Origin of the sequence: Actinopolymorpha rutila (assembly GCF_013407855.1) — a bacterium.
Taxonomy (GTDB): Bacteria; Actinomycetota; Actinomycetes; order Propionibacteriales; family Actinopolymorphaceae; genus Actinopolymorpha; species Actinopolymorpha rutila.
In genome coordinates this window covers 351,425-368,933 of sequence record NZ_JACBZH010000001.1, presented here as the reverse complement: position 1 = coordinate 368,933, position 17,509 = coordinate 351,425, and the positions used below count along the sequence as shown (strand labels likewise).

General features: G+C 66.6%; 17 protein-coding genes. 6 read left to right on the top strand and 11 right to left on the bottom strand.

Annotated features, from left to right (window positions below):
* The first annotated feature begins 330 nt into the window (after positions 1–330).
* Entirely contained in the window at positions 331–1,065 is a 735-nt protein-coding gene (locus F4554_RS01565; protein WP_179785701.1) for a DUF4386 family protein, read from the top strand.
* A gap of 251 nt (positions 1,066–1,316) precedes the next feature.
* On the opposite strand, the gene F4554_RS31775 is transcribed toward F4554_RS01565, so the two are convergent.
* Entirely contained in the window at positions 1,317–2,003 is a 687-nt protein-coding gene (locus F4554_RS31775) for a M23 family metallopeptidase (RefSeq protein WP_238341188.1), read from the bottom strand.
* 730 nt (positions 2,004–2,733) lie between these two features.
* On the opposite strand from F4554_RS31775, the gene gvpJ reads away from it, so the two are divergent.
* A complete protein-coding gene (gvpJ, locus tag F4554_RS32845; protein ID WP_179785699.1) occupies positions 2,734–4,068 on the top strand; it encodes a gas vesicle protein GvpJ in 1,335 nt (444 codons plus the stop codon).
* A gap of 105 nt (positions 4,069–4,173) precedes the next feature.
* Here the strand turns inward: gvpJ and F4554_RS01550 are convergent, their stop codons facing one another.
* The 9 genes from F4554_RS01550 to F4554_RS01510 form a co-directional block, all read right to left on the bottom strand.
* Positions 4,174–4,689 carry a GNAT family N-acetyltransferase gene (locus F4554_RS01550; protein ID WP_179785698.1) on the bottom strand — a complete coding sequence of 172 codons (516 nt, stop codon included), beginning with the start codon at positions 4,687–4,689 and terminating at the stop codon, positions 4,174–4,176.
* 73 nt (positions 4,690–4,762) lie between these two features.
* On the bottom strand, positions 4,763–5,674 hold the full coding sequence (locus F4554_RS01545; RefSeq protein WP_179785697.1) for a carbohydrate ABC transporter permease: 912 nt from the start codon (positions 5,672–5,674) through the stop codon (positions 4,763–4,765).
* The gene (locus F4554_RS01540) at positions 5,671–6,570 is read right to left on the bottom strand and encodes a carbohydrate ABC transporter permease (RefSeq protein ID WP_179785696.1); all 900 of its coding nucleotides are present in this window, start codon (positions 6,568–6,570) and stop codon (positions 5,671–5,673) included. The genes F4554_RS01545 and F4554_RS01540 overlap by 4 nt, the downstream gene beginning before the upstream one ends.
* A gap of 28 nt (positions 6,571–6,598) precedes the next feature.
* Complete coding sequence (locus F4554_RS01535; RefSeq protein ID WP_179785695.1) at positions 6,599–7,933, bottom strand: ABC transporter substrate-binding protein; 1,335 nt, start codon at positions 7,931–7,933, stop codon at positions 6,599–6,601.
* An 18-nt stretch (positions 7,934–7,951) separates the two neighbouring features.
* Positions 7,952–9,457, bottom strand: a complete 1,506-nt coding sequence (arfA, locus tag F4554_RS01530) for an arabinosylfuranosidase ArfA (RefSeq protein ID WP_179785694.1) — start codon at positions 9,455–9,457, stop codon at positions 7,952–7,954.
* A gap of 117 nt (positions 9,458–9,574) precedes the next feature.
* Complete coding sequence (locus F4554_RS33400) at positions 9,575–11,725, bottom strand: discoidin domain-containing protein (RefSeq protein WP_179785693.1); 2,151 nt, start codon at positions 11,723–11,725, stop codon at positions 9,575–9,577.
* Between the two features lie 409 nt (positions 11,726–12,134).
* Positions 12,135–12,668 carry an ATP-binding protein gene (locus F4554_RS01520; protein WP_179785692.1) on the bottom strand — a complete coding sequence of 178 codons (534 nt, stop codon included), beginning with the start codon at positions 12,666–12,668 and terminating at the stop codon, positions 12,135–12,137.
* Between the two features lie 220 nt (positions 12,669–12,888).
* On the bottom strand, positions 12,889–13,071 hold the full coding sequence (locus tag F4554_RS33395; protein WP_337796284.1) for a mycothiol transferase: 183 nt from the start codon (positions 13,069–13,071) through the stop codon (positions 12,889–12,891).
* A gap of 68 nt (positions 13,072–13,139) precedes the next feature.
* A complete protein-coding gene (locus tag F4554_RS01510) occupies positions 13,140–14,354 on the bottom strand; it encodes an MFS transporter (protein WP_337795827.1) in 1,215 nt (404 codons plus the stop codon).
* Between the two features lie 263 nt (positions 14,355–14,617).
* Between F4554_RS01510 and F4554_RS01505 the strand changes: the two genes are divergently transcribed.
* Positions 14,618–15,031, top strand: coding sequence for a CGNR zinc finger domain-containing protein (locus F4554_RS01505; protein WP_337795826.1), 414 nt, complete (start codon positions 14,618–14,620; stop codon positions 15,029–15,031).
* Positions 15,032–15,174: 143 nt separating this feature from the next.
* Complete coding sequence (locus F4554_RS01500; protein WP_179785690.1) at positions 15,175–15,552, top strand: hypothetical protein; 378 nt, start codon at positions 15,175–15,177, stop codon at positions 15,550–15,552.
* Between the two features lie 69 nt (positions 15,553–15,621).
* Here the strand turns inward: F4554_RS01500 and F4554_RS01495 are convergent, their stop codons facing one another.
* The gene (locus tag F4554_RS01495; protein WP_179785689.1) at positions 15,622–16,506 is read right to left on the bottom strand and encodes an alpha/beta fold hydrolase; all 885 of its coding nucleotides are present in this window, start codon (positions 16,504–16,506) and stop codon (positions 15,622–15,624) included.
* 311 nt (positions 16,507–16,817) lie between these two features.
* On the opposite strand from F4554_RS01495, the gene F4554_RS32840 reads away from it, so the two are divergent.
* Both F4554_RS32840 and F4554_RS01490 read left to right on the top strand, forming a co-directional pair.
* Complete coding sequence (locus F4554_RS32840; RefSeq protein ID WP_272955865.1) at positions 16,818–16,946, top strand: hypothetical protein; 129 nt, start codon at positions 16,818–16,820, stop codon at positions 16,944–16,946.
* Positions 16,947–16,957: 11 nt separating this feature from the next.
* Positions 16,958–17,503 carry a hypothetical protein gene (locus F4554_RS01490; RefSeq protein ID WP_179785688.1) on the top strand — a complete coding sequence of 182 codons (546 nt, stop codon included), beginning with the start codon at positions 16,958–16,960 and terminating at the stop codon, positions 17,501–17,503.
* Positions 17,504–17,509 lie beyond the last annotated feature (6 nt).

Genomic DNA, 17,509 nt, shown 5'->3' with positions numbered 1-17,509 from the left:
GTTAGCGCTCCCTCGCCGCCGGTACAGCGCGCAGATGATGTCGCGCTGGTGCGCCACATCGTAGGTCAGCGGCCGCGGCGGCGAGCGACTGCGATCGCAGTATTCGGCAGGTCACCCGCAGCGGGTCGGACACGACGCGGAGCTTTGCCGGTCATCCCGTCGTGGACGGCGAGACCCAGGCGTTTTGCCAGACAAGCAGCAGTGGCAGCGAAATGATGAGCAGGTCGGCGAGCACGCCGCTCTCGACGAGGACTGCGCCGGCGCCGTAGGCGACAAACCACCAGCCACCTCCGGCCCACCCGGGCCGCCACGAAGCGTACGGAGGAAGCCTTGTCCGACCGCAACGCGCTCCGCACCCCGGCCGCCCTGCTCCTCGGAGGCTTCATCACCTACGTGGTGGTGACCTTCCTCCACACCGGCGGGCCTGCCAACGACCACAAGGTCATCTTCGACGACTACGCCGGAAGCCGCGACTGGGCCGCCGTCCACCTCGGCCAGTTCATCGGCATGGCCACCATTGTCGCCGGCCTGGTCGCCCTGCACGTCGCCCTCGACATTCGCGCAGGTACCGCAGCCTGGCTGGCCCGGTTCGGTGCGATCGCGGCGGGCATCGCCCTCGGGCTGTACGGCGTCCTCCAAGCCGTGGACGGAGTCGCGCTCAAGCAGGCCGTGGACGCCTGGGTCGGCGCACCGGCCGCGGACAAGGCGGCCCGGTTCGCCACCGCCGAGACCGTCCGCTGGCTGGAGTGGGGCAGCCGCAGCTACCAGTGCTTCACGCTCGGCCTCGCACTCATCCTGCTCGGCACCGCGGTGACCCTCTCGAAGCGTCTACCGAAGACGATCGGCCTCCTGATGGGACTCTCCGGTGCCTCCTACCTCGCGCAGGGATGGGTGCTCGGTTCCCACGGCTTCGACGACGACAACTCCGTGGCCATCCTCGTCAGTTACGCGCTGATGCTCACGTGGACCACATGGCTGGCCGTCGTTGCCTGGCGCCGCCGCCGCATCCAAACCGACAGCGCGACCCTGCCTGACGCATCGGCGGATGCACCGGCCGGCCGATGACGCCGAGGCCCCGCGGATCCACAACCAGCTGCTCGGCAGGACGCGCGAGATCGTCGAACGGTTCGTGGGACCTCAGTCGACTCTGGTGATCCCCGGACAGCGCCACACCGTGTCGACGACCTCAGGATGTGGCCGGTACATCCGCAGGACCACGAACCACTCGCCCTCCTTCTCTCCCATCCGTTCCCGGTAGCGGCGAACCAGAGGCTCGGAACGGCCCGTCCAGAGGACGCGGTACAGCCACCTGTTTCTCAGCCGCAGTTGTTCTTGCTGGTGACTACCACGTCATCCGTTGACTCCGTGAGCGCGTACTTCGTGCCTTGGATGATCAGCGGGATCTGGATCTCCGACGGTGTCGATCCACGGCCGTCGCCGTTCTCGTCGTAGAGCTGCTCGTAGTGCAGGTGGGCGACGTCGGTGTTGACCGAGCCGACCTCGCCGATCTTCTGGCCCTGGGCGACCTTCTCGCCTTCGCTGACGGTGAAGGTGGGCATGTGGATGTAGACCGAGTACCACCCGCCGCCGTGGTCCAGCTCGATCAGCCCGGAGCCGGGTGAGATGTGGTCGACGACGCCGGGCGCGGACGCGAGCACGTCCTGTCCTCGCGTGGTCCCGTCCTGATAGAACCAGTCGATCTTGCCCTGCTCGGGATTGTGCCCCGCGTAGGTCGTGGCGCGCCAGCGTTGCCCGCACCTGAACGGCAACTGGAAGTTCGGTCGACCGTCCGGCAGTCGGACGGGTACGGCCGCCGGCTTCGGTTTCGGCTTCGGCTCGGGCCTGGGCTGCGGCTTGGGTACTGGTTTCGGTCTTGGCTTCGGTTTGGCTGTCGGCCTGGGTTTCGGTCTGGGGGTGGCGGTCTTCGTCGGCTTCGGCGTGGGCCGGGCCGTGCGAGTGGGTGTGGGCGTAGGAGTTGGTGTCAGCGTGGTTGCCCTTGCCATCTCCGTCGCCGTCGGCAGCGGTGCACGCACCCCACCCCGGCTCGGGCGGTGAGTGACGACTCTCTGGCTCGGGGTCGGCTCGTACAGCACCTTCGCCTGCGGATCGACGGACGCGAACAGGTGCGAGTAGGTAAGGGCACCAACGGCAGCGAACGCGACGGCCGCCCCAGTGGTCGCGGCAAGCAGTGCCTTCCGCTTACCCCTGTGCGTGGGAGCCGGCCTCCCGCGGGTCACCGGATGAACTCGGTTCGTATGACCCCGTCGAGCAGGCTCCTGCGCGGAGCATTACCGTGATCTTTCACGCCGTCACCTCGGGATGTTCGGCTGCGCGGAATGTGGGGAGCACGCCCCCGCGACGGTCGTGTAAAGCGCATCTTTGCCGAAAATGTCAGATCTTGGCCGGTTGGCTTCCGGACTCGGCCAGTACCCACCTTCAGTGGTCGACCGGCTACGACGGTCGACCGGCCATGACGGCGCAGCGACGGATCGCTCGCTCTCCGTCAATTGATCATTGACAGGCGCCGCCGGCATTCACGTGCCTGCGACCGCCAGCTCCTGTCAGCTCTTGGGAGTTTCTTGATCATGTGGGAAAGTAAGCAGCGTTGATCCAACCGTTCTGTTCGGGGACCGGTCCGGTGTGTACGTTTCGCAGCGCGAACCTCGTCGACCTCGTGCTTTCGCGTCCGGGGCAGAGGGCATAGGCCGTTGGAGGTGGCACCTCGTGGCTTCTGTGGACGGGAAGAGCATCCACCGCGCGCCTCGACCAGACAGTCTCGCCGAGGTCATCGAAGCCGTGCTCCACAAGGGCATCGTCATCGAAGCCAACGTGCGAGTGGCGGTTGTCGGCGCCGAACTCCTTGCGCTTGACGCGCGGGCAGTGATCGCGAGCATCGACACCTACCTCCGGTTCGCCGAGGTGGTCAGCCGGCTCGAGTCGAGGCCCCCGGAGGACGTGGCCGGCCTGCCGTCCGGCACTGTGCTCGGCGCCGAGCGGAGCCGCCCTGCCAAGGCGATGGCCTCACTCAGCGCTCCCGACGATCCCGCCGTAGCGAACCACGACGGTCGTCGGAATCACCATCAACGGAAACCCTCCGACCGACCTGCGCGGGCGCACCTGTCCGGGGTGGACCAGCCAGACATCGCGGTCCGGTGCCTCGGCAGGCGGTACGAGCTTCGCGGGCTGCTCGGCCACGGTGGCATGGCGGAAGTGTGGGACGCCGTGGACAACCTCCTCGGCAGGGCGGTGGCTGTCAAGATTCTGCGCTGCCATTTCGCCGCCGAGCCGGAGTTCCTCGCGCGCTTCCGTCGCGAAGCACAGTTGGCAGCCGCCCTCAATCATCCTTCGATCGTCGCCGTCTACGACACCGGCACAGACCACCATGGCGAAGTCGAGGTTCCATTCATCGTCATGGAGCACATCGAGGGCAGGACCCTCAAGGAGATGGTCGCCGAGGACAGCCCGATTCGGCCTGACCGCGGCCTCGAGATCATCGTCGAGGTCCTGGACGCGCTCCAGGCCAGCCATCGGCACGGCATAGTCCACCGCGACGTCAAGCCGGCCAACATCATGGTCACCACGTCGGGCGCCGTCAAGGTCATGGACTTCGGCATCGCCTTCGCCCTCTTCGAGCAGACCGGCACCCTGACCGACCCGGCCGCGATAGTCGGCACCGCACAGTATCTGTCTCCCGAACAGGCCAGCGGGCGTCCGATCGATGACCGCAGTGACATCTACTCAGTCGGCTGTGTGCTGTACGAGCTGCTCACCGGACGCCCGCCGTTCACGGGCCCTACTCCGTACGAAGTCGCCTGCCTCCACATGCACGAGGAGCCGCTTGCTCCTTCCACTCTCGCTCCGGATCTTCCGCCGGCGTACGACGCGATCGTGCTGCGCGCCCTACAGAAGGATCCCGACCGCCGCTACCAGTCCGCGGGCAGCATGCGCTCCGCGATTTCGCGTGCCATACGGTCAGGTGTCGATGGTCGGGCCGAGCACACCGCTGACACCGAGCTTCTGGTGAGGGCGCGCCGTAGCCATGCTTCACAAACGCTGGATGGTCGGTGATGGCGATCGCACCGGACGGATCGAGACGGGGCGACTCATGGATGCCGCCATACGGAGATCCCGTCGCAGGTGCACACGAGTTCGCAGTCGTCATCAGTCCGCAGGTCAAGCAATGTTGAAGGGCTCGGCGAAAACGAACGTGCCGCGAACCCTGGGTTCGTACGCGGTCAACGTGCGGACCTGAAAAGCCTCGCCCCAGGCCGGATCCGGTGGCGTGATTCCGTAGTCGGTGCCAGTGCGGAAGCCATATCGGCCGTAGTAGGCAGGGCTGCCGACCAGGGCGACGAGAGGTTCGCCAGTAGCATCCGCCGCACCAAGCAGAGCATGAACGAGTGCCAGACCGACGCCGCGGCGCTGGTGGTTGGGATGCACGCTGATCGGGCCCAGACCAAGAGCGGGGAATGCGTCGACGTACCCCCGAGTGCAGACAGCGTGCCCGACGACCTCCTCCTGGTCGCCGATCGCCACGAGGGACAGCGGCGGCAGCCAGGCGGGGCAGGTGCGTAGCCCGTCGAGAATGGTCACCTCGACAGGAACCGGCGTGTCCGGCTTGGCAAAGGCGGCTGCTGTGACAGCTCGTACGGCAGGCACGTCGGCCGCTGTCTCGCGTCTGATCAACATCAGCACACATTGGATCCGCGGACGGCGACGCCGCAACCCAAATAGCTAGCACTCCGCCGAGCTCTTCGGGCGGTCAGCCCTTCAGCCCGCTGTTGGCGACGCCCTCGATCACGTACCGCTGGACTATGACGTACAGGATCAACACCGGGACCGCGGCCACGGTCGCTCCGGCCATCACCACCGGATAGTCGGTCGTGTAGGCCCCCTGGAGGGTGGCGAGGCCGGGGGCCAGCGTCATCTTGTTCGGACTGAAGAGCACGAACACCGGCCAGATGAAGTCGTTCCATGCACCGAGGAAGCTCAGCACCGCAAGCGTCACCAGCCCGGGCTTCGAGAGCGGCAGCACGATCCGGGTGAAGATCGTCCAGGAGTTCGCGCCGTCTATCAGGGCGCTCTCCTCCAGTTCGCGAGGGATCGACAGGAAGAACTGCCGGAGGAAGAAGACACCGAACGCGCCGGCCGCACCCGGCACCACCAGTGCCCAGTAGCTGTCCAGCCAGCCGAGCTTGCTCATCGTGAGGTAGTTCGGCATGAAGAAGATGAAGCCGGGGACGAAGAGGGTGGCGATGAGTACGCCGAAGAGCAGATTCCGGCCGGCGAAGCGCATCCGGGCCAGTGCGTACGCCGCGGCCGATGCCACCGCCAGGGTGAGCAGCATGTGCAGCACCGAGACCACCAGCGAGTTGATCAGCCACGTGTAGACCGGGTTCGCGGCGTCGTCGAAGATCACCTTGTATGCCCGCAGGGTCCATTCGCTGGGCATGACCCGGATCGGGATCGAGCGCGCGTCGGACTCGGTCTTGAACGTGGTGAGCACCATCCACAGCAACGGCAGCACGAAGATCAACGAGATCGTTGTCATCGCGACGTAGGTCAGCGGCCCAACCCTGGTTCGGGAGTAGCCCGTCCGGTGAGCTCGTCCGCCGAGTCCGGTGGACGAGTCGGCACCGGATCGACTGCTGGTGATCGGCCTGGTCGTCGTCATGACGGTCTGCGCTCCCGCATAATCAGGAAGTTGGCGATCGAGATGATCGTCAGGGCCAGCGCCAGCACGTAGCTCATCGCCGCGGCGGTGCCCATTCGGAAGCCGCGCAGGCCCTCGTTGGTCATCGCCATGATCGCCGTCGTGGTGCTGTCGCCCGGTCCGCCCCTGGTCAGGATGTACGGCTGTCCGAACAGGTTCGCGCTGGCAAGGATGGTCGTCGTCACCACGAACAGGAAGATGTTGCGCAGTCCCGGCACGGTGACGTGGCGGAACCTCGCCCACCGGCCGGCACCGTCGAGCTCCGCCGCCTCGTACAGCTCTCCGGGCAGACCCTGCAACCCGGCCAGGAAGATCACCGCATTGAAGCCGATCGTCCACCAGATCGTCGTGACCACGATCGTGATCCAGGCCTGCGGCTGGGTGGTCAGCCAGGCGACCTTCGGCAGCCCGACCCCGCTCAGGATGCCGTTGATCAGCCCGACCTCGGGGTCGAAGAGGTAGCCGAAGAGCAGGCCGACCACTGCGACCCCGAGCACGAACGGCGTGAACACGACCGCGCGGAAGAACGTGCGGCCGGCGAACTTCTGGTTGAGCAGCAGCGACAGTCCCAGCGGGATCGTCACCAGGAACGGCACGCTGATCAGCACGAACAGGAACGTGTTCTTCATGCCGTTCCAGAACGGATGGAAGATCACCGAGCCGGAGTCGAGCAGATCGAGGTAGTTCTGCAACCCCACCCATGGCTTGCCCGGCAGCATGAAGTCCCAGTTGTGCAGGCTCATCCAGACGCCGAAGACCGCGGGCCCCACCACGAACGTCAACAGCAACACCACGTACGGCCCGACGAACAGGTACGGCGTCAGGGGACGGTGGTGCCGCAACGTGGTCCGGCTCATGGCCGCGGCTCCCGATCGTTTCGACTGCTCATCCGCTGTACTTCTTCTTGTTCGCGGTCAGGATCTGGTCGCCCTTCTGGGCCGCGTCCTGCAACGCCTGCGCGATCGGCTTCTTTCCGGTCACCGCCAGGCTGACTGCCTTGCTCCACTCGGGATCGGTGTCGCCCGCGCCTGGCACGTTGGGCGGGAAGTGCGCCCAGTCGATCATCTTCTCGAACTGCTTCACGTCGGTGTACTGAGCGAACTCGGACGATTCACGGACGGACTTGCGCGCCGGCACCATGCCGGCCTCGGCCCAGCCGACGGAGTTCTTGCTCATCCAGTTGACGAAGACGCGCGCCGCGGTCGCCTTGTTCTTGTCCTGGTTGGCCTGCCGCGGCAGCGTGAAGCAGTGCGAACCCGCCCACGTCTGCTGCTGCGAGCCGAACACGGGGATCGGCGCACAGCCCCAGTCCAGGCCCTTGGCCTCCTTGCAGGGGGTGACCATCCATGGCCCGACGATCATGAAGGCGGCCTTGTTGTTACTGAACGACACCCAGTCGCCGTCGGCGGCAGCGTTCTTCGGCGAGTAGCCGTCGTCGATCAGGCTCTTGAAGTAGGTGATCGAGTCGATCGCCGGCTGATCACCGAAGCCGGTCTTGGTGCCGTCGTCGCTGATCATGTAGCCGCCGTTCTGGAAGATCATCGACTGCGCGACCAGCCCGCCGACGCTCAGCGCGCTCACCCAGTAGCCCTTGACGTTCTTGGACTTGCACTTGTCCAGCACCGCCATGAACTCGTCCTTGGTGGTCGGCGGTTTGGTCGGGTCGGCACCGACCTGGGTCAGCACCTTCTTGTTGTAGTAGAGACCAGCCGGGTGGATGTCCAACGGGATCGCGTACTGCTGGCTCTTGAAGAACGTCGCCTTCCAGACCAGCTCGGCGTAGTCGTCGGCGGTGAGCCCGAGACCCTTGATCACGTCGTCGATCGGCTGGACCACCCGGCGGGCGGCGTTGGTGGCGATGTCGGCGGTGTGCATCAGGCAGATGTCGGGGGCACGACCGCTCTGCACCGCGGCCGGCAACTTCTGGAACAGGTCGGCCCAGGCGATCGACGTGGTGGTGACCTTGATCTTCGGGTGGGCCTTCATGAACTTGGCGACCAGCTTCTTCATCACCGGGCCGTCGCCGCCGGTGAGGCCGTTCCAGTACTGCAGCGTGACGTCTGGGCCGTTGTAGCCCTCGGCACCGCCCTTGCCGGCTGCGGGTTCCTGACCCGGGCCGTGACTGCCACCACAGCCGGAGAAGGTGAGTCCGGCGCCGAAAGCGGCGGCGGCGCCGAGCAGGGTGCGGCGGCCGAAACGCACCGGATCAGCAGTGGTCATCGTTGGTCCTTTCGAACATCAGCGGCTGGCGAGTCGAATGCAGTGCCACGACGCCGGCGGCAGCGTGACGGTCAACGTGTCGCCGGCGAGGGCGGAGACGCCGGCCTGGGGAACGACCCGGTCGGGGAGATCCTCGGTATTCACTGCGTTGTTGTCCTCGTCACCGACGACGAGATGCTCGACCAGGCGGAGTTCGCCGAACGCGCCCAGCCGTACGGTCCAGGAGGCGGGTTCGCTCAGCGACCGGTTGGCGGCGAAGATCGCCAGCTCACCGGACTGCGCATCGTGCGTCGCGACCGCCCACACCTGCTCGACCGGACCATGGGCAGGAGTGTCGACCTGTCCGTGATCACCGCCGAGCATCAGGACAGTGCCTCGGGCGTGCCTGGCGGTCAGAGCGAACGGGTGGAAGATCGTCTGCCGCCACGCGGCTCCGCCCGGGACCGTCAGAATCGGAGCGATCGCGTTCACCAGTTGCGCCTGGCAGGCCACCCCGACCCGGTCGGTGTGACGGAGCAGGGTGATCAGCAGCGATCCGACCACGACCGCGTCGAGTGCGGTGTAGACGTCCTGGATCAACGCGGGTGCCTCGGACGCCTCGGTGTGCTCCACCGCGTTCTCGGCGTGCCGGGCGGCGAACCAGACGTTCCACTCGTCGAAGGAGATGTTGATCCGCTTGTCCGAGTGCCTCTTGGCGGCCACGTGGTCGGCGGTCGAGACCACGTCGCGGATGTAGCGATCCATGTGCGCCGAGACCGCCAGGAAGGACACCTCGTCGCCGCCGACCGGCTCGTAGTAAACGTGTGCCGAGATCAGGTCGACGTCGTCGAAGCAGTGCTCGAGAACGATGCGCTCCCAGTCGCCGAAGGTCGGCATCGTCGGGTTGGAGGAGCCGCAGGCGACCAGTTGCAGCTCCGGGTCGAAGGTCTTGTACGCGTGGGCGACCTCCTGCGCGAGCCGGGCGTACTCCACCGGTGTCTTGTGGCCGATCTGCCACGGGCCGTCCATCTCGTTGCCCAGACACCACAGCTGTACGCCCCACGGCTTGGCATGCCCGTTGCTCACGCGCTGATCGGCGTACCGCGTGCCGGGGGCGCCGTTGACGTACTCGAGGTAGTCGACCGCCTCGGCCAGGCCGCGGTTGCCGAGGTTGACCGCGAGCATCGGTTCCAGACCGACGCGGGCACACCAGGCGAGGAAGTCGTCGGTGCCCACCTGGTTGGTCTCGATGGAACGCCAGGCGAGGTCGAACACCCGAGGTCGCGACGTGCGCGGCCCGACGCCGTCCTCCCAGCGGTAGTTGGACACGAAGTTGCCGCCCGGGTAGCGGACGACGGTCGCACCGAGTTCACGAACCAGCGCGGCGACATCGCCGCGGAAGCCGTCCTCGTCGGCCGACGGGTGCGTGGGCTCGTAGATGCCGGTGTAGACACACCGGCCGAGGTGCTCGACGAAGGTACCGAACAGCAAGGGATTGACCAGTCCGGCAGAGAACGCCGGATCGATCGTGGAGGTCACAGTCACCCGGCGACTCCTGAATCGAAATTCAACGATGTAATCGCGGTGCCGGAAGTTTGCTACAGGCCAAATGCGCTGTCAATGACTCGGCGGCGGCAATATTGGCCAGCCCCTTACCGGTTTTCAGGCGCCTGGTGGGTAGACCTCCAACTCGTAGACGCGCGCGGTCCTGTCCGTGACAATGTCGGCAACGGGCTTGGTGATGACCAGGCGTACATAGCGCGCACTGAAGGGAGAAAGGACTCTGTCGGTGACCGCCGATTCGTTGTCCACAACACTGTCGCGGTCGACCCACTGCTTGTTGTTGTCACTGGACTGGAGGGTGAAGTCGCGGGTGTTGAGGGTGGCGTCCAGACCGCCCGCCTCCGCGTGCCTGACCACGAAGCGGCCGATGGACCGTGCGGACCCGAGGTCGACAGCGAGCCACGTGGGGTTGTGGCCGGACGAGTTCACCCAGGCATCCAACTCGGCATCGGCGAGTTGGCCGTCTGTCACGTGGTAGGCCCTGGAGTTGGCAGCGTCGGCTGTTACCGGCCTGTACAACGCGAGGTTCACGGGGCTGGTCCCTGCGTTACCGAGAACCTCGAACTCCAGAATGCGAGTGGTGCTGTCCGCGGTCTGGGTCGGCCTGGTGACCTGCAGCCGGACGTAGCGGGCGCCGGCCGGTCTCGGCAGCAGCCGATCGGTGAGGTTGTCGGTATTGCAGGACACGGCGTCGACTGTGGTCCACGGTCCTCTTGGGCGATCTGATACCTGGACGGAGAAGTCGCGGGTGTTGAATGCGGTCGCGGAAGGACTTCCGCCATAGCCGGCGTGCTTGACGCGGTATCCCCGGATCGTTCTGGTGGCACCAAGGTCGACGGCCAGCCAGGTCGTCTGCTTGGCGTCCGCGACCCAGCCGTCCTCGAACTCGTCCCAGGCGCCGTCGGTCGCCCTGGCCGCCGTCGCATGTCCGTGGCTCGAGGTGGCCGGTCGTCCTGCCGCGACATTCGTGGTTGCCCTCGGCGCCGGCGTGGGCGCGGCGGGCGTGTTCAGATCCAGCCAGACGAACCGAGGTCGGTAGATCTCGGTGGTGAGCGGGTCGCCGCCAACCCTGTTGACGTTGTAGCTGACGAGGAGCCTGCCCTTCTCGGACAGACTCGGATGCGCCTTGGCGTTGTAGCAGTAGGTCATCCCCTCGGTCTGAGCTCCGTAGATGAACGGCTCCGGGCAGTTGTAGAACAGAACGCCGGCGGAGAACGGCCCGATCGGGGTGCCGCCCACGGCGTACTCCAGCCCGGTCGACATGACGTTGCGGGTATAGACCAGCAGGTATTTCCCGGCGTACGTGCCAGTCGGAATGGGCGTGACGCTCAACTCCGTCGACACGTCGGAGTGCAGGACCGCCGCATCCTGCTCCGCCACGGCGATGTCGGAGCTCCACTCACTCCCACTCCAGAAACGCCAGGGTGAGCTGACGCCTTGGCGCGGAACATCCGCGAAACCTGCCTTCGGCACCCGTGCGACGACGAGGTCCTTCTGGCCCCCGAAAAGCGTGTTTCGGTAGCCGTACACGTAAACGTGGCCGTCGGCGGCCGAGTTGTCGGTGATGCCGACGCCGAACATCACGATGTGAGTGTTGGTACGGACGAGGAGGCCGACGTCCTCTGTTCTGCGGACGGCGGCGTAGTCGGGTACGCCGTCCACGATCGGAACCGCGATCAGGTCGACCCGGGCCGCGTTCCAGTTGGAGTCCGGCGCGAAGCCGGTCGCGTAGAGCGTGTCGCCGATCGCGATCCCGTCGTTCATCCAGAATCCGTTGCCGAAGGCGCCGTTCTCCGGGGTGATGAAGGTGGCCCGCCCCTGGAGCGGACGGTCGCCTGTCAGTACTGCGGACGAGTTGTTGAGGAAGCCCGTCTGGTCGTAGGTGAGGTCCAGCGGATCGACGGTCCCTACTCGCGTGTCACTGAAAATGAAGGCGGTACGGGACATGGACCTCGCGGCGGCCAGTCCGTCCCGTCCGTCCAGCGGAACCGAGTAGATCCCGTCCGCGCCGATCCAGCCGGACCGGCGATCGAACAACTGGGTCCATTCGTCCGCCCGGCTCGCGGCCAACGGGCGGGTGACCTCGGCCGGCTCGGCGGCGACGGCACTGACGGCGTTGGGCCAGGCCGCAACTGCCCCGAAGCCGGCGAGCAACGTTGCATTGGTCCGCAGGAAGGTGCGGCGTGACAGGCCCCGAACGGCTTGGTCCGGGGGTGATTCCGGTGCGCACGCTGGACGTCTCTCGATCACGGCTCCTCCTTTTGCAGCCCGACAGTAGACGATCATGACCCGCCGCAGAATCCCGCAGAATGTCGCGCTGTGGCCGCTGACTCATGCGGAGAGGTAGCGAAGGGCGGCCCTGAGGAACACGTCACGGCGCGGTCCCTGGCCGGGATCTGCGAACCGGACCGGACAGTTGAGAGCGGCACGGACATCCCAGTAGGCGACGACGGCCGGGTCAAGGTGCGGCACAACGTTGACGAGCCGCCCTGCAGGAGCTACTGCTCTCAGGGCCCATTCAGCGACATGGATCGGAAGCACGACACTTTGTACCTCCCCGAGCAACGTCGGCCAACCTGCGACGCATGAACCGGCCACAGAACTCCGGAACCGATCGACGGGTGACACATCGGTGAGGGGCGTCGCCGGTGCGGTGGAATCACGAGTGGAGTTCGGCCTCGATTGCGTCGACGGTCTCCTCGAGGGTGAGATTGCTGTTGTCGATCACGTGGTCAGGCGCAGTTTGGCGAAGGCACCACTCGAAATCCTCGTAGTTCCCCCGCATGTCTTCGTCGCTGACGAGGGGACGCCGGCTGCGTCGGCGGTTCCGCTCCAGGCAGACGGCCAGGCTGGGGAAGAGGATGATACGTCGGAGGTCGAGTTCTGCGGTGATGTCGGTGAATCCTTCGACGGGTGTCGATGTCGGCGGTGCGTAGACGTCGATGATGCAGTCGACGTCGTGCTTCTCATAGATCTGGGCCATAGCCACGCACAGATCCGTTCCGATGTTCCACTGGCGTTGCGTTTCCTGCGTCCAGCCGTGCTCAGGCAGAGCTACCCCAGCGCGGATCAGGAGCCGGAGCGAGTCGACATCGATGAACGCCCGTTGAGAGTTGCCACGACTGGCCCACAGGGCCGCCACAGTGGATTTCCCTGCTCCGGCCGGCCCGGTGAGCAAGACTGTGGTGTTCACGTCTGCCTCCTCGCGTTCACCGATTGGCTGGTACGACGCTCGACCGGGCGGCGGTGCGAGTACGCCCAGGCGCCGGGCTCGACGGTATCGAAGCGCCCGAGGAACCACATTCCTTTTTTTGTAGGCGATCGCCTGGGCTCCAGTGAGGCTGACGAGGTCAGCCAGAGGCACTCCCACTCGGTGACGACTACGCCGCAGCTGCGGCCGGGCTTGGCGGTCCTCAGGACGGAGCTGTGCTCAGCTCGCGCACGACGTCGAACTGACCAGCATGGCGGGCGTACTCCGCCAGAACGTGGAAGCAGATCCACTCCAACGTGGGAGGGTCCTTGGTGAACCTGCCGCCGACACGAGCACAGGTGCTTCCATGTGGAGGAGATGACTCAGCAGCTCGATGGGCGACCACCCGCTGGCCAGGCGCGATGCCGTCCGTCAGACAGGGTTCGCCGTTCCTGAAGTCCTCGAAGATCGGCTTCAACTCAGATACCAGCTATCCCTGAGCAGACCCGCCTTTGGAGACCGAAACCTCGTGCGCAGGGCCGGTTGCGCTGAAGCGAGCCCCAGACTCAGCGCCGCTAGCGTGGTCCAGGCGAGGCGAGGTCCTCCGTGCTCGAGCAACTGAGTGCCGAGCAAGGGTGCTGCGACAGCGGCGAGGCCCCAGCTGATGCCGTAGACGGCAAGGTACTGGCCGCGTCCTGTTTCAGGAGCGATGCTCGCGACGATGGTGTAGACGCGACCGAGCAGCATCAGGTCGCCGATGCTCCAGATGACCGTGGCGATGCCAAAGCCGAGCATGCTGGTGGCGAACCCGTTCAGCAACAGCCCCCCAGCCAGGATCGTGTAGCCGACTGCCATGGCATGGAAGTCGTCCAGCGACCGCATCCGAGGGCGGGCGAGCAGAGGTCGGCCCAGCACCATCGTGGTGGCTGAGAGCGTGAACAGGACCCCGACCAGTGACGTGCTGTAGCCGCGCTCGGTCAGCGTCAGCGGTAACGCGATGGTGACCTGGAGGTAGATGACGGCGAACACCGTACCCAGCGCGAGCATGGACAGCAGGCGCCGATCCGCCCATGCCTTGACCTTCATCGCGTGGCGCGTCCGCTCTCTTCGTAGGCGGGGAAGGAGCGCCGCCACCACGCCTGCGCAGACCAGGCAGGTAGCCGAGTCGGCAACGAACAACCATCGCAAGTCCACGCTCGCCAGCAGCGCAGCCAACAGCCCTGCTCCCATCCCCGCTGCCGCCATCGCCGCAGCAAACAGCCCGTAGGCCATCGGGCGCTGATCGGCGGATGTCACGTCGGCGATGATCGACTGGCTTGGCGGCTCGTAAACCTCGAACATCAGTCCGAGCGCCACCACCGCCACAGTCGCCTGGGACAGAGTCTGCGATCCGGCGATGCACAGCTGTGCAGTCGCAGTCCCGGTCAACCCGATCAGGATGGTGCCCTTGCCCCCGATGCTGTCGGCCAGATGACCGCCGAACAGGCGCGACGGAATAGTTGCCAGCCCGAAGGCCGCAAGCAGATATCCGGACTCGCTCACCGAGGCGTCGAAATCCTGCACCAGCGTGAGTGCCAGGAAGGGCATCGTGAACGCGCCCAACCGGTTGACTGCGCGGGCGAGCACGAGGATCCACACGGTCGTGGACAGCCCCCGCCGGCAAGTCGTGGCGTCCGCGCCAGTGGTCACCCGCACCTCATCCCCCACTCGCGCATGACTGGTAAAGTCCGCATTGTCAGTGATGCGCCAGAGAGAATCGTACGGAGAGCGGGGTGACTGGTCAAGTGGCTTTTGATAGTCACGTACTCACGTTGGTCGAGGTCGCCGCGCGCTTGGTCAACGAGCTCACACCTGGACACCGAGGCGGTCACACCTACGACGCTCCTACCGGTCAAGACCGCATACGAGCGGTCGGCAGAGCACTGAGCGGCGCCGGACGCCGCAGGCCCGAGGTGACCGCCGGCGACGCCGACTCACTCAGCCATCACGCGGCCGACATGTGTCACGCCTTCCGCGCCGCGCATGACGGCGACCTCGCCTGCGCAGCCGCCACCATCAACACCCTGCTCGCCCGGACAGGAGCCCGACCCCAGTTGGACCCCCAGCCCGGCGGTGGATGGCACGTCCACTTCCACGGCACCGACGACACTCTTGCCACCGGCTGGGCGGCCGGGTGCGCCACCGGCATCGCCCTCGCATTGGGAAGTAACCTCGCGGGACGCCTCGGACTCTGCGACGCCGACCGCTGCGACCGCGTCTACGTCGACACCTCCAAGAACGGCAGCCGCAGGTTCTGCTCCACCGCCTGCCAGAACCGCACCAAGTCAGCCGCGTACCGAGCACGCAGCGTCCCTGCGCGTAGCTGACCGCCGTACACCACGCCGGACGTCACCAGGACCGCGACGGCTCAAACGCACCGTGATGGGATGTGCTGTGTCCTTCGACCGGTTGTCGCTGATCCCCACCGACCATCTCTGGCGACCGACCGCAAGCGCGGCCGAGGCGGCCGTTGCCCGTCTGCGGACCCTCGCCCCCGGGGGCTGAGGAGATCGAAGCCCACGGCTACGACCACGTGGTGTTCGTCGACCAGGGCAGCAACGTCGAGCGAGTCAACTGTCCCCACTGCGCGGTCACGACCTCGACCTCGTGGTGGCAGGACCGCATGGACGCCGCATACGAGACGTCCTTCGCACGGCTCGACGTTCGCATGCCGTGCTGCGGCGCCGAGACCACGCTCAACGAGCTCGACTACTGCTGGCCGGCCGGCTTCGCCAGCGCCGAACTGCGTGCCGACTCCCCCGCCCGCGGCTGGCTGGGACGAGACGAGCAGGCAACAGTGGAGGCTGTCTACGGGCACGCCCTGCGCCAGATCTGGGCTCGCTACTGACCGGGGTGACGCGTGAACCCGGGCCACACACCGGGCCCCCGCGGGGTCTCGCGTCCGCGTTCCCGCGCCTTACGCGGCCGTGGAAGACGACGAGGTTACCCAGCCCGTGACTGTGTCGAGATAGCTGCCTGCCAGCTGTCCGTCGACCTGTAGTCGGTGGTCGGCACCGGGGATCACGACGGTGTCCACGATCGCCGTCTTCTGGCCCAGGAAGCGCAGGCTCGCCTCCACCGGCGTGAGCGGGTCCAGTTCGCCATAGATGGCGAGGGTGGCCACGTTGAGGCTTGCCAGGTCGGCGCTGGGGCTGTACTCGATCCAGCTGCGTAATTGCTCCCACCGGTCAGTGTCGAGGCGGAAGCTCGCTTGTTCGAGCACCGTGTCCAGGAACGGGTCGCCCGTGTGAGCCAGCAGCCGGTTCGCAGCGGCCGTGTCGGCACCCTCGCGCGCAGCCTGCCGGAGCCGCTCGAACAGCCCTTGTGCTCGATTGGAGTCGACGCCGGCGGTTGTCAGGGCGTAGACCTCGGAGTCGAGGAATGAGAGCGCGGGGCACGAGTTCAGGACGATGAAGCGTGGGCAAGCATTCCGGCGTGCCCGGAGCGCCACCCAGCCGCCCTCGCTGTGCCCGAACAATCCGATCCGGTGTCGATCGACCCCCTCATTCCCTCGCAGCGCCTCCACCGCAGCCGCCGCATCTGCGGCGAGGTCGTCGACACTGGCCGACGGCCAGCTGCCACCCGAACGTCCAGCGCCCCGCTTGTCGTAGCCCAGCACCGCGATCCCGGCACTGACCAGACGATCGCGAAGAGCGTCGAAATACCCTCCGTTCGTGCGGTCGGTCTGCCCGGAACCGCCGATCAGGACGGTACCTGTGCCGTCGCCGGCTTGGGTGGGCCGCCAGATGGTGCCGTGAAGTGCGACGCCTTTCGACTCGAACGAGATTTCCTCAGAATCCACCCGCTCACCCTCCCGCAGTGCCCGCATTACACAGAAACCAGGGGCAGTCCGCCAGGCGCCGCTGGGCGGGCGCCGGTGCCGCCTGATGACGATCGACCCGCATACGGACTCGGGTTCACCCATGGGTTCCTGACGACTGGCTCGGATCGGTTCGGAGACGACTCGCCTCTGTCCGCGAATCGCGCAGGTCAGGCTTGACACCCCCCGCCGGTGGTACGACATTTCCTGCAACACCCGCGAGGACCGTGTCGCCCCCGCCATGGCGAACCCGGAGCAGGTGCGGGAAGGCTCGATGGCTGGGGAGGTCCGTCGTGCTGTTCGAGGAATACCCAATCCTTCTGCTCGCTGTCGTGATCGTCGTGGTCGAGGTCTGGCTGCGGGTCCGGGAGCCGTTGTTCCATCTGATCGCCCGCGCGTTCGGCAGGGGCACCACCCGCTAGGCGGCCGGACCATGTCCGGCGGGGAACCGCCCGCCTTCCAGGCCCCGGCGGCGCCACCTCTGCTGCGGGTGCCGGTCCAGCTGGCGCAGCGCACACTGCGTCAGACGGTCCGGCTGGTAGCCGACCTGCCGCGCGGGTCCTCACCCGACGTTGTGTGGAGGGACGGCGCGAACGAACTGCTCGTCCACACCGGTGGCATCTCGATCACCTGCCTCCCTGGGCTGGTCGCCTTCGGCCTCTCGGTGACCTGCGACCAACTCGGGAAGGACGCGACCGTCCAGGTGCCGCTCGGTGTCGGCACACCGGACGCGCCGGCCGGGCTGGTGATGTCGTCCCTCGCCCGCCCCGTCGGCCCCGACGTCGTGGTCGACGTCTGGTCGCAGGCGTTGGTGGCGTTCGTGTGGGAGGCCCTCGTCCAGCTCGCGCAGACGCTGTGCGCCCAGGCCGGCGTCGATCCCACGAAGCGCCCGCTCGTCCCGGGTGCTGTTGCGGCGACCCGGGATCTCCTCCTCATCCAGCCGGTCGTACGGCAGCAGCTCAGGAGGCGGCAACCATGAGGTGGC